The organism is Mycobacterium sp. OAS707 (assembly GCF_014873705.1).
Lineage (GTDB): Bacteria > Actinomycetota > Actinomycetes > Mycobacteriales > Mycobacteriaceae > Mycobacterium.
On sequence record NZ_JADBDS010000001.1, the window covers coordinates 2,148,703 to 2,162,202 of the forward strand.

8 protein-coding genes are annotated in these 13,500 nt (G+C 57.8%); all 8 read right to left on the reverse strand.

All coding sequences use genetic code 11. The features are described from left to right. Position 1: 1 nt before the first annotated feature. Complete coding sequence (locus GGC64_RS10625; protein ID WP_192722314.1) at positions 2–2,095, reverse strand: DNA sulfur modification protein DndB; 2,094 nt, start codon at positions 2,093–2,095, stop codon at positions 2–4. Positions 2,096–2,132: 37 nt separating this feature from the next. Continuing rightward, positions 2,133–2,756, reverse strand: coding sequence for a GIY-YIG nuclease family protein (locus GGC64_RS10630; protein WP_192722315.1), 624 nt, complete (start codon positions 2,754–2,756; stop codon positions 2,133–2,135). Positions 2,757–2,814: 58 nt separating this feature from the next. Then, positions 2,815–3,663 (reverse strand): phosphoadenosine phosphosulfate reductase family protein, encoded by an 849-nt coding sequence (locus tag GGC64_RS10635; RefSeq protein ID WP_192722316.1) that lies wholly within the window; start codon positions 3,661–3,663, stop codon positions 2,815–2,817. Continuing rightward, positions 3,656–6,637 (reverse strand): hypothetical protein, encoded by a 2,982-nt coding sequence (locus GGC64_RS10640; protein ID WP_370582050.1) that lies wholly within the window; start codon positions 6,635–6,637, stop codon positions 3,656–3,658. Before GGC64_RS10640 ends, GGC64_RS10635 begins: the two co-directional genes overlap by 8 nt. Positions 6,638–7,095: 458 nt before the next feature. Continuing rightward, positions 7,096–8,169: a DUF4007 family protein gene (locus tag GGC64_RS10645; protein ID WP_192722318.1), complete on the reverse strand. Its 1,074-nt coding sequence runs from the start codon at positions 8,167–8,169 to the stop codon at positions 7,096–7,098. Positions 8,170–8,181: 12 nt separating this feature from the next. Then, complete coding sequence (locus GGC64_RS10650; protein WP_192722319.1) at positions 8,182–9,327, reverse strand: cysteine desulfurase family protein; 1,146 nt, start codon at positions 9,325–9,327, stop codon at positions 8,182–8,184. Between the two features lie 1,452 nt (positions 9,328–10,779). Next, entirely contained in the window at positions 10,780–11,856 is a 1,077-nt protein-coding gene (locus GGC64_RS10660) for a DUF262 domain-containing protein (RefSeq protein ID WP_192722320.1), read from the reverse strand. 304 nt (positions 11,857–12,160) lie between these two features. Beyond that, the gene (locus tag GGC64_RS10665) at positions 12,161–13,054 is read right to left on the reverse strand and encodes a hypothetical protein (RefSeq protein WP_192722321.1); all 894 of its coding nucleotides are present in this window, start codon (positions 13,052–13,054) and stop codon (positions 12,161–12,163) included. Between the last annotated feature and the right edge of the window lie 446 nt (positions 13,055–13,500).

Consider the following 13,500-nt stretch of genomic DNA (forward strand, 5'->3'; position numbering starts at 1 on the left):
GCTACAAACCTATACCTTCCCACACGAACAGAAGGCGGTTATAAACCTCGACCATTGCTGCATCCGGATCGTGGCTGTAGCCCTGTGAACGTAGGATTCGGCCCCCAAGTGAAGCGTCGGTATTTGTCATTCGCTTCAGTACACGGCCTACTTTGCGACATACGGCGCCAGACGAAGGATCTTGACAGGTGGACCAGAACTCGTCGAACTCTGATTCCTCAGCCGGTTCGCGCATGTCGTCGTACAAGCACATGGCGGCGACAATAAAAAGGATATCCTTCGCCCGAGTCGATGCCCCCTGTGTAAAGTCAATCCCTCCTTCGGCTTTCCAGAAGGAGCCAAGCCAGAATTTGGCCGGACTTTCTTCAGCAACTTCGAAGTCAGCTTGAACGTTTAGTAATTCAGGAAGTCCCGCCAGGAACCGATTAAGGGCCGTAATGTACTCGGCGGAGCGCAATTCGTACTGAGCCTTCAAGGCATGCTCAGCCTTCTGGGCGGAAGCCTCGCTTTGATCAGCGATAGCCTCCCTCGCACTCTCCGCTTCAAATTCACTAGCATAAGAATCATCGGCTTCTGAGTCTTCCTGGAACGCGAGATCGCCGAAGTCAATATCGTCACCCTCGTCCTCGAGCGCCAGTTCATTGACGGCGGCCTCGCCAAATTGGGAGTACTCGAGGAAGCCCTCTACCATCGCCCGCTGAAAAACAACGTTGAAGGCCAATCCACCATCTGCCTTGGCGACATTTTGCGCCTTGAGAACCTTCAGAAAATCGCCTTCGCCCTTGGGGGTATTGTCGTCTAGCGCCGCGCGTTGCAAGAATTGCCCGTACTCAGTAGTTGCATGCCCGCCGGTAAGGCCCTCCTTTTGGCTTGCCTCATATAGCTGGTACCACTGCTGGTATTGCATAGAAAATGAGCCGTCCTCAACCCGCTGCGCGATGAGGTCCGCATACGGCTGAAACTCAGTCAGCAACTTGATGATCGGCTTCCGCCAGACTTCACCAAATGCGGTCCGAATCGCATCAAGATCGGGTTCTAGATAAGAGAATGAACTCACCTGAAGATTCTGCAGCTCGGTTAACCTGCCGCGCGCGGATGCTAGGCTTATTCCCGTACGGCTTTCAATCTTTGTTATCTGCCTAGCGATAGCGTTGTAGTCGGTCCAATCGGAAATCGGTTTTGTGTCGAGTGCACGAATAACAATCCAGTCCAGCCCGAGCACCGTGCTGAGATAGGGCCCGACGTCGAATTTAGCCTGCTCAGAATGCCAATCAACGAGCGACAGCGGCAGGCGGGGAGGGGCCCCGTGCAGGCTGTCGGCGTGATCACTCAAACGCTCAGCTATCAGCGTGCGGACGCAGACGGCGTGAGGATCCCGATCGTCGAGGAGAATCTGCCTACCGCGCTTGACCGTCTGGGCGTGCTTGTTCAAGTCGATGAACAGCGCGCGGAGGAGCTCAACCGTCGGTGGGTCGACAGGACCCCGGTAACCTACCTGCTCGTCGAACAGCAAGAAGATCACTGGAATCCGAGACCCTTGAATGTTCGCCACCGACGCGGCTCCCTGCACGTACGATTTAATCGCGGCTAGGCGATGTTGCCCATCGATTGCCACTCCGAATACTTCGTCAGTGTTCCACCGAATTCGTCCGCTGCGAAACTCATCGTCAGACGGAGAATTCCAGGAGTTCCATGTCCCGATCTTGATCGGCCCGACTTCAATTATTTTTTCAAAGGTTTCTTCGTTTGCTAGCTCTGGGGGATTCCACTCGATATTACTATCAAACTTGTCGGCCAGCCGACCTCGCATAGTGTCGTAAGGTAAGAGCGCAATGGTGATCGAGTTGAAGAATTGCGGTATCTCTGAGTTTCGGAGATAAGGCACTATCTGTCGCTCGACTCGTGGCCAGTCGATATCACGCTGGTACAGCTCGTTGAGGCTCCATTCGATATTCTCTGCCCCCGGAATCTCCGAGGTAAGTCTCAGGTCTGCCGCGGCGTCCTTCAAGCTTACCGTGGTTGCAAAGTACGGAATTTCCCACTTCGAAAGCCTGAAGCTCCCATACAAAAAGTCGAAATTCTTCGTAGCGGACACGTCTTTAATTGTAGAATGTGCTTTCACGCTTTCCTCCCTATCCTGGCCGTGTTGTGAAGCCGGCTATCGTTAGCGTAGATGTCAAATATTCGAGTGACCTACGTGCGACAGCAGCAAAATCAGCGTCTTTATTGTCGATTTTGACGAAATAGAGGCGCATCATGTTCCAATTTAATTCAGGTATCTCTCGTACCTGGGCACCGAATTGACTGTCTCCCGAGAGGTGCTGTGTAACCCGCTGTTGTAGGTTTTCAGTCTCCCCTACGTACAAGGCGGGAAGCTGGCCGCTGAGCTCGCTTATATATTCCGTCATCCACTTTCGAGCAGACGGTGGAGATAAGAATTTACGAAAGAATTGCTTTTTTTGCTCCGGAAGGCCCCGGCCACGGATTTCGACTTTCGATAGCCGAAGGTAATGTGACAGCTGCGAATCTACGATTCTGCCGAGCGGTAAACTGCAAAGGCTATCAAGCCATGTTGTGTACTCATCTGGGTCGGTCTTCTGCAGAATCCCTGGAGTTAGCGAAAGTTTCCACATATAAACTGCGGCGCTTTTAGGAAGCAATACCGAGAGAGGTTCGGCGCCGTTGTACAGGTCTAATAACTCGGCGCCTGATTCGCTCTGCCATAAGGTATGTTGGTGGCTTCTGTACGTGGACATCAGAGAACCTTGACTGCGGTTTTCTCACCACACGGAGGAGACTCGCGATCGCATCCGACTAAAGCGCGCAAACCGAGCATTGCATCGAATCGTCGTCATCATCAAGCGCGTCTCCGAGAACCTCCCAAACCGACCGATTCTTCTTACGCTTCTTCGCCTGTTCTTGTGCCTCTTCGTGTCGAACAAGGATCTCTTCCCTGCGAGCGACTAGCTCCGGCAGCGACTCACCTCCCGACCAGGTGTATTGGCGACCCTTCATCGCGTATTCGCCGAATGACGCGTCACCGTCGGCGCCGGCATCTTGACGAACCTTCGCTTCGATGGCAATCGCCCGTCGCAGTAACTCCGGATGTCGATCAGCCAGCCCCACCCACTCGGCTTTGCGCTGATAAAAGCAGAAGTAGCACCCTGACCTTGTGCGCCACTCGTAGTACTTCGGCAGCCCGATACCGGCCTGATCAAGGATTCGCAGCACCCCGTCGTGGTCGACGCCGTCCTCGACGAACGGCAGGACTGTGCGAATGTTCGGCTTCGTGCTCACATAGCCCTTGCGCCCAGATTCGTCTGCCCTGATCGCAACGTAAGAAACGGCTTGGTCGTCTCCGATCCACTCTTCTAACGGCTCGATCTTCATTTTCTTCGTGCACCAGCGCATCTGAGGGGAGGGCAAAGTTCCCCGATAGACATCGAACCAGTGGTCGAAGCCCTTTCGGGGGTTGAGCCGGGCTATCGGCTTGCCCAGCGCAGTTTCAAGGCGATCTAGGTACTCGTAAGTCTCCGGCAGCTCAGCTCCGGTGTCGCAAAAGAAGTACTCCATCTCCGGTACCCGGTGCCGCATGTACACCGCTAGCGCACTAGAGTCCTTACCTCCACTGATTCCGCAGATGTGACGGATGGCCTCAGGCATATTTTTGGTCCTTACTGGCAACGTTCTGGGCGTCGGACGGCTGGCCCGCGTCGTGTTCTACGGCCAACCTTGCCATCAGCATCCGACAAGCTGCGGCTCTCGACACACCGCCTTTCATCAAACTATCGAGCAAACGCGCGAAGTGGGGTTCGATTGCGGCTTTCTCAGGTTCAGTTAGGACCAGGAGCTCAATGGACTCCGTGCCGTCGGGACGTGTAAGTGTCATCCTGCTCGCCGAATATGCATTGTTCACGTTCCCGGCAAGCCGCTCGTGGAGCAACGCCGACGTACGCCGCAAGGCGCCTCCTAGTTCGGCGATTCGTAACGGGAAGCGACCAGCGATATCGTCAGTCCACACGCGCGGTGCCTGACCTTCGGAAACCACCATTGCCACGTTCTCCAGCCAGGCTTGATCGTCAAGCGGACGTGCGAGCGCACCAACGAACGCTTTTAGCCGTGGCTCGAGCACATGACCTTCCAATCGGGTCGCATCGGCCGCCAAAGCCTGCCGGAGCTGCGGTAGCCGCCCAAAAGTCGAGGTCGCATCTGCAAGCTGCTGCTGCACTGAGTTGATGAGTTGTGGATAGCACTCACGCAACTCGCGGATCGCTTCCGCCAGACGTTCCGCGAACTTGTCGGCGACCTTGGCGTCCGGCCGTCCGCGTCCAGAGATGGGCGCAGACCCGAAGATACTGGGCAGCGTCTCGAATAGAAGGACGTCGGGCTCTGTCGCTAAGTGGAACGCATCTCGGACCGCGATTGCTTCCGGAGAGAGCCCGCGCATGGTCTTCTGGACGTAAGGCGGCAGTACCCGCAGTTCCCGGTAAAGCGCCGTCGCGACGTTCAAGAACGTCGGAGTACCCGCGCGGTTCGGATTGGTAATGCCCATGCGACCTACGAGGCTGGTAATAGCGACAGACCTCTTACCGCTACGTGTCTCAGTGTTCTTGATGGAGAAATGCCCGAGGTTCTTGGTCAGTCGCTCCGCAACGGCATCATCTATCGATAGGACTAGGCTGCCATGCTCGTAAACCGCGATCTCGTCGCTCCTAGACACGAGACCGGCGATAAGCAGCAGAGGGACGATGCCGTCTTTCAAACCAACCGGAGGTCGCATCAATCGAATACCGATATCCGCGAGGCTAAGGCGATCGTCCACGGCACGGTCGAACTCTGAGTTCATCAGTGACCAAACCGGTTTCCAACTTCGGTCAGTCGGTGGGCGCAGGGCCCACGCCGGCCCATCGGTCCTGCGATGCATTCCGGTCTTCCGGAAAATGGCTTCATAAATAGCGCGATCGGGCCCGTACCCGTCGATCCCAAATGCTTCCGACTCCTGATGCGATAGCAGCGCGTCGGTAAGGAACCGACGGGCCTTCGCCCCCTGACTAGTCAACTCGCGGCGGGCGATCATCTCGTTGGCAATGTGAGGAGTGTCTGGGTAAGCGCGATCCGCTATCGCGGAGAGAAGTGCTGAAAGTCCGGGCCGCGGATCAAGCGATTCAGCTGTGCCTGCGACGAACCAACCTGCCCCGCTGCTCCAAGTCTCAGCGATGACAGACTGTAACCTCTGCTGAGCACCCGACACACGCTCCACGAGCTCACTACGTGCAACCCAGTCGGCGCCTTCGAGTTCGGCACTCTCCAGGGCCGATTTCAGCGCCGCTGCGTCGACCGCAGCCTCGCGAACCCTCGACACATCCTGTGGCACTACGTAAACGGCGGGGCGCCCATCGACGAGGCCCGGAGCTGACGCGGGGTCCAGATGTGCATCTGTTGTGTAGTAGACGATTCCATCCCAGGCGGGATCGAGCACACCGTTGGCGTCAGTGGGTTGATCACTGAATTCTCGTGCAAAAACCCTCAGCACTCCCGTGCGCTGGCTGTGGCGTCCCGCGACGATCGGCTCGAGGCTGGATGCGTCCCGAAGGAGGTCGACGAGGTCGACATCCTCGTAGAACCTCCTCGCATTCTCGACCACATGGCGCAGGTTGTAGTCGGAGCCTTGCCAGATTCGGTATTCATCAGAGAACGCTCGATAAGTAATCAGTCCTGCATCGATCAGTGGTGTGAGGATGCCACCGAGGCCGGTACCGCAGTCAGGGTCGGATTCGAGCGCGAGTTCTAACAGTGCGCGCGAGGCCCTAATGCGCCCGCCGCTCGCAACGAGATTTAACAATCCAATTGTCTTGAGTGCCTTCAGTTGTCCCGGTGGCAACCCCGCCGTGTCACGGATACGCGTCTCAATCTCTATCCAGCGACTAGCACCGTCGGCAACGCCGATCGTGCTGCCTGACGATTCTAGGAAGTAGTCATACAGCAGGTCGGCACCCGCCAGAGGAAGCGGTGACTTCGAATCCCAACCAGTGTTCGCGAGATACTGAGGTAACGCGGATGGCTCTGCGCCTGTGAGGAACGAGAAGAGTGTGCGCTCGTTCTGGCCATATCTACTGCATAGCTCCGGAAGAACTGCGAGCGCTATTGGGTGCAACGGCATCGCGGCCGCCGCATCGTCCGCGATATCACGTAAACCCTGCGTTTCCAACGATTGTCGGTGGTCAGCTACCCATTGATCCGCAGCACGCCGTAACGCTTTGTCTTGATCCAGCACCGATGCAATAAGGCGTCGAGACTGCGCGGGCGTTTCTATGTAGGGAATATCTTGAAAGCGGCCCTGCACCTTTGACCACTCGCGGCGGCGGGCTGTCGAGGTACCTTGTACGTATTCATCGAATGACAAGTGCTGCATCGTAACGATGACCAGCGGCGCGGCGCCGTCGCCTTGGGTCATCTCAGCTAATTCTTGTAGAAGATATGGGTCGCCATCGGCTCCGGAAGCTGCGAAATACTCCAGATTCTTACCGAACTCGTCAATTACGAGGAGGACCGGATGGCACGGCGTGAGCTCCTGGACGCAACGCCGGATTTCGGCGGCAGTCGCTGTGCGCTTTGGCGATGCGAACTTGGCAGGCACGATCGCCTGCGCTTCACCGAGCTGACGGTTGGCGCCGTCATGCAATGCTCGGGCGATGGTTGCGGCTACCGGTTCAGTTCGTGCGGTCGCGTACGCCCGTATGAAGCCTGCCCTTCCGCCATTGACGGATCGCATCCCTGCGCGCAGTCGGTCGTCAACGGAGCGATCTACGCTCTCCAAGATCGCGTGCGCCCGCTTAAATTCCGGTGTCGTCGACTTAGCGAGCAGGCCATCCAGGAACACAGCTAGGGAAGACTTTCCGCCTCCGTGTGGCCCTGTGATTGAAAACGCCCGGCCTGCTGCGGGATCGATGAGGCCGCCGGCGATACGCGAGATAACATCGAGTGCGCGGCCAGTCGGCACGTACCCATCGATCGCCGCGCCACCATGGTCGCGTTCGACGTTTGCAGACCTGTTGAATCTACTACTCGTCTTTACGTGATCTGCGAGAGTTCTTGTCACGCCGCGTCTCCGCCCATCCGTGCTCGTGATCGCTCTACTTTGCGAAGTACACCCTCTACTTCGACGTCGGAAAGGCACGCTGTTGTGGCGTCGCGGCCTACGAGCGCCCAGTCATCGAACGTTGGGACGTCGGCGCTACGCTGGGCGCTTCTCGCAGCCAGCAGTTCAAAAGCCACGTCATTGACCGGCGCACTGATCGCGAGTTGCCGCGAACCTGCCGGCCTCATCAAGCGAAGATGGCCTACAACAGCAGCGCTGTCCTCGATCGCTTCTGCGATGTCTTGTTCGGCTACTTTCATGATGCGGCCGGGAGCTCCCGGGTCCGTGGCAAGGCGAGTGAGCGTCACAGTTTTACTTCCCTCGACTCCCTTACTCAGGTAGTCGAGGCACGCGTAGGTGATGGCCGCAGCGGGAAGCGTCGGCTTGCTGCCTCTAATCATCCGGTACGTGTTCTTTTTCGTCCCGTGGGAAGGGCGTACGAGGCCCAACTCGCGAAACGGTGAGTCGAGAAGATCATCCAGCGTTTGGCGGCCCTGTGTCTCGCGACGCGAATACATACGGAGCAGGCAGTCGACGTCCTTCTGGATGCTGCTCTTCATCGGCTGTGACCAAGTGGTAGCAGCAATTTCACCTAAGCAGTATTGAAGCAGGTCCTCGTCTGTGAACTCCAGTGCGCCAAAGTCGTTGAACACTAATCGCCAGACGGGCAGAATCGACGTCTGGGAGATCGCGTGCCAATGAAGCATCCATAGAGTCGCGGGATCCTCGATGAACGGATCGAGACCGTCTCTGTCGTCAAGTAATGCTCGCCCAATACGCGTCGGAGTGTAAACAGACGTCCGCGGGCGGTCAGGATGAGGGCGGCGGGCAATGACCTTAGTCGCTAGCGCCCAGAAGCGGATCGCCTCCACCATATTCTTACCCACGCCGAGATCAACTGGCGCGGATTTCTCGTTGAAGACGTTCGGGTTACGCACCGCGGCGTCGTAACCCTTCTTGATCCATCCGAATCGCGGATGGAATGTCTGATGATTGGCGAACATTGGGGTCGCCGCCTGCTCTAGCGTCATAGTGCGGCCCTTCTAGTCTGAGGTAAGTTCGCGAACGCGAGTAACCGCCGCCGCTATCGAGCGAGCGGCGGCTTGGACGTCTTCCCGCGTGGTCGGTCTGCCGAGTGAGATGCGAAGCGATTCAGAAGCTGCCTCTTCACTTATGCCCATCGCTAGCAGCACATGCGACGGCGTCGTGACTGCCGATTGGCAGGCACTGCCGGCCGACACGAGTACATCCGGCATGGAAGCCATGACAGCCTCGGCATCTGCACCAATGAACCGAAGATTCAGTGTGTTCGAAAGCCGTTCAGCCCCAGCGCCGTTCACGTGCACGTCATCGACTTCGCTTGTGAGTTGAACTAACAGCTCATTAGCTAACACTCCTATACGAGCCATGTCGCTTGCCTGTTCCTTCATCGCAAGCTCAGCGGCCAAACCAAATCCCACGATTGATGGCGTGTTCTGGGTACCGCCGCGGAAGCCGCGCTCCTGTCCCCCACCCGAGGCTATGGGAACCATCGATTTCTGCGTGCGCCGGCTCGCGATGATGGCGCCCGCACCCTTCGGACCGTAAATTTTGTGGCTGCTACAAACCATCAAGTCGGCGGCTTCGGCCACCTCAGTGGGTGGACCCTTGCCAATGAGCTGAGTGGCGTCCACGAAGTTAAACGAGCCGTGCCGCCGCGCGATGGTTGCGACTTCAGATACGGGTGCGATGACTCCTGTCTCGTTATTCGCGGCCATGATCGCAACAACGCCCACCGAGTCATCGACGATGATTTCGAGGTGCTCTAGGTCGACAAGCCCATTGCGGTCGACGCGCGCGTGACGAACTTCGCCACCGCTCAGTCGAGCGGCAAGCTCCGTAGCAGCGACGATCGCTTTGTGTTCGGTAGGGGAGACGACCACGTTGGGGCGTTGTGGAGCGCCCAGCATTACACCCACCAACGCCAGGACGGCACCCTCGGTTGCGCCGCTTGTGAAGATAACGTCCTGCGCAGGACGCTCCAGAAGTGCAGCCACGCGACTCCTGGCCTCCTCAATCAGTTCGGCCGCAGCTTGACCGGCACGGTGATGCGTACTTGCAGGGTTCCCGAATGCTTCGTGGGCATTGACAACCGCCGGGAGAACACGCTGGTCAACCGGCGTCGATGCGTTGTAGTCGAGGTAGACCATCGCTGTGATCCTATTCTTCGGGCGGCAAAATTCTGTACGCCACGCGGGCGTCGCCACCCTCGCACATACGTACGACAATGCGGGGCCCCTCGGCTAATAGCCGCGCGCAACCAGCGGGCACCGTCCAAGTCGGGATCACTCATCACCGCACCGAAAGCCGACGACTTGTACTGACCACGGACGTTGGTGGCGGGTGACGTAAACAAGACCTCCGAGTGAAGTGCGAGCTCTGTAGGAATGCCACATACTCCGGAGGTCTTCGTGGTCCACAGTAGTGCCCTGCTGACTGAAGCTGGTCACTTGCGGCTCGCGCGTTGTGTTGCCGAGGACGGACGGCCGCTTCGGTGGGCCCCTGAGCGGTTCCAAGTGTCGGCTCCGACGGCGCCACGATGGGCCCGCCGGCCCGCGAGTTGGGGCGGCCGGGATGGCCAATCGCGGCTCACCAACGGCGAAGTCGAAAGACTTCGTCGGACCTGCCGACGGGTAGGGCTACTCGCGCCCTTACCGAAGCACTGCAACGAGTTTCCTCGAGGGCTCCGCACCTACAATCTCCACGCGGCCACACCACACTCAGAGGTCAACCACCCGATAGCCGCGTACCTAACCTCTCAGGTCGGCACACCTAGGTCGGCAAGTCTCGGGAGATCAATCTAGCGCTGATGCATCAGTTAAGGAGTTGGTGACTGAGGCGTCAGATTAGGGCACGGCTCAAATCGCTCGCCGCGCTCCCCATCGCCTTGGCGACTGACCTAGTCCCCAGATTCTGCTCGAGGCCCCGCTCCACACCAACACTCAAGACACCGATTACATTGCCCCGCCTGTCTTTCACCGGCTCGGCGATTAACCCACCGTATCTGCGATTTTTAAGCTGACGATGATCTTCCCACGTCAAGCCAATCCGTTCCTCATCAGGGACTAATTCCCAATCCTCGGGACCATCCGCATCAATACTTCGGCGAGTCATGAAGACCATTGTCGTGCTTTTTGAAGTGAGGCAGGTCCCTATCACTCCTTTAGACGGGCCGAATTCTATATCCGTGGGTGAGAACGAGTCGTTGAAGACGAGTCTGTCGATTCGGGTCAATTTTATTTGATCCGCTCTTGTCCAAGGCCACCGTCGCTCGACCACGTGAATATGCGCTGTTATCGCGCTCATTTGCGCTTGAGCTAGATGTTGAATTTCGGCGACAAGCCGAGCGAGAGCCGCTCGCACAAGGTCAAGTTGATGCGCCGAGTAGCCAGCCTTCTTTGCTCGTCGACGTTCACGAATGGGCTCGTAAACGAGGAGCAGCCCGAGCGTAGTCGCGGCGCCAACAAGTAGTTGAGGCTCTTCTCCTTGGGGATCCCAGTACCGACCTGTCGCCACGATCGCCGCTGCTGCCGCCTGGATGACGGCTCTGACCACGCTTCCCCAAAAAGCCCAATCCGTCCTTAGCGGAGTAACGTTCTGTGTCACGGCTCGAGTATTGGTAGTTCTGATTCAGCGCGGGCTTGTAGATACTTGCGGAGTCTTCCGTAATAGATTTCATGCCGACGAGCCACGTTGTCCTTTGTCGCGCCCTCTCGCCTAAACGCGAGGACGTATCGATCCATATCTCCAAGGTCGTATTCGCCGTCCGATTGACTCAGAGCGTCTTCTAAGGCACCAGCAGCCTGCAAGCGTTCATCCTCGAACGAAACATGGTGGTCGAGGACGTCTTCAGTGACCTGCTCGACGTTGATGCCATCCCTGGCTAAGCGCCGGGCGGCGAGGTAAAGATCAACGAACCCCCAGCGTGTCTTGAAAGACCCGCGTCTCAACCTCGCTATCGAGGCGAACAAATCGAGATTGCGGCGGACCGCCTCAGCAACGTGCCCGTTCGGCTTGAATTCAACATCACGATACATCCGATAAAGGGGCGCACTTTTGAGGTCGGTAGGACCGTCCGCCTGCTCGAGCCGTAGCGCAATTGCGACCAGTTCGTGCCACAGGAAACGCTTCTCGGTGATGCCCAACTGGGGAAAGAGAGGGTGCTCTTCTGCCAGACCTGCGACGAAGTCGCGCACTGGCCCGACCATCGCGTTGCGCCGCTCGGCTGGGTTCAAGCTCACACCTTCTTGAAGGCGGAGAAAAAGCTCTTGGACTTCTTCCTGAGGCGTGTCCGTTTCCAAGACGCTGAATACGAGCCGAAAGAGACCGATCTGTTCCTGAAGCTCGGCGCTGAGCTCGGAGAACGTCCTACCCACAATCCCGTCTGGCAACTCGATCGCCGCGTCGAACTCACCAACTTCGAGCTCATCGCTCAAGAAACTCCAGATGGCGCGCAGCCGCTGCTGACCATCGACGACTTCATACTCGAACGGGTCTCGATTCTTAACGTAACGCAGGTAGAACTTTGGGATGTCGTATCCACGTAGGATGCTGTCGATCAGTAACTGCTGTTTTCTGCGGTCCCACACTGCGCTTCGCTGGTATCCGGGCTTTGGGTCAATGACAAAGCGCCGCTGAAACACGGTCAGGACAGTCCAGATTTCAAGATCGGATTGCAAAGCTCTCCTTTGATCGGTTGCCTGCCCGACGGTCGTCCGTTCAAGCAGTAATAGCTGGGGGACCGAGGCGGCTGGACGTAGATTAGCTACTCTCTGGCCCGACCCAAAGCATCGGCCGCCACGAGCGTCACTCGGATACAAGCGGGTTACGCAATAGGCACGCGTCGATATGCTTACTGCTTCGCCGCCGGCGGCTCGCGAAGCAGTAGCCGATCTATGCCCTGACGCGTATATTTTCGGCGGTTCACCGTCCCTCCAAGCGCCACGAATGCGTCGTCGTGGCGTCGCGGGTGCTACAGCGGGTTCAGACTGCCCAGTTCGCCTTGAGGGCGTGCTCTCGGAGGCGAAGGGACTTGCGACGAACCACTGTCATTTGATCAACGCAAGGTAAAAGGTTCTCGCCACCCGTGAAGGCCTCGCATTCTGCAACATGGAAGTCGACTCCATCTGGGCGGACGCTAATCTTCAGATAGACAGGAACGATTTTCATTGTAGACGGAACTTGCGGGGCAATCGCGAGCACAGGGAAGAGCAGCTTTGTCTTCGCAAGGCTCGATCTCGAATGCCAATTTCCGTACTTCCAGTCATCTCGCTTTGCCTCTATGACGAAGACAGCCTCCGAACCTCTTCGTTCTGCGACTAGTAGTAAGTCAATTTCAACCTGTCCGGAATCATGCGACAAGATTGCTCCGTCCGATGAATGCGGCTGAAACCGGAAGCTGTAGGGGGCGCCCCCGGTGGCGCCTGGTGGCCCGTAGCTGAGGTCATCGATTTCGAGCGCACTCGCAAGAGCACCGGTGGTCAGCGCAACATTCACAAGCGCGCGTTCGCTAGGTTTGAGAAGTCCAAAAGCGAATAGCTCGCGCAGCGGAGCCTTGGAAAGGAAGATTGGCGGCTCTGCGTCGAAGTCCCTGTCGAGGATGAAGTAATCGTCCGGCCACTTAGCTGCCTTCGCGAGCGCGAACCGTGTGGTTCGCGACTCTTTAGGCGACCCATAGCGAAAGACCATCACCTCTCGCGCGCGGAGCTCCGGATTAAGCGACGCCAGAGTCTGGATTGAAATTGCACTCGCGGTATCAACCTTCGAGAAGCCAGTTTGCCTCTTGTACTCATCGAAGCTTCCGAACGGCAATACCCATTCGTCACCTAGCTGTTCGAGTGCCTGGTGGAAGACGCCCGGCTGACCTGATTTTCCCATTGCTCAACTATGCCCGCAAGGCGCAGACGCTTCGGCGCAACCACAGATGACTTGATCGACCTTGCTCAGAAAGCACGCGGGGATGTGATCGCGGTCGGCAGACCGATACTGCCTGGCGGCGATTCAAGTCACTGGACCGCTTGCGCGCCCCGGCCGACAGCGCTTTCCATATGGACTCACATCATCGCGGCGGTCCGTAACCCTCTGAGCGGGAGACACTTCCACTACCCGCGGGAGACACCGTCGCAACGAAGATCATCGCCGACACGGCCCCTCTTCGCGCCGAGGGTGTCGTCGCCGTGCCCTGTGTTGGGGCCTTCGGACGGACGCTGAATGGGGACGTAGGTGTAAGACAACGCGGAGCTGTCGGCTACCGACCTGCTCGAGCTCAACCGCGACCTGCAGGGCTCCCGCGCGGTCCGCCTGCTCGCCACCACCAACCTGAG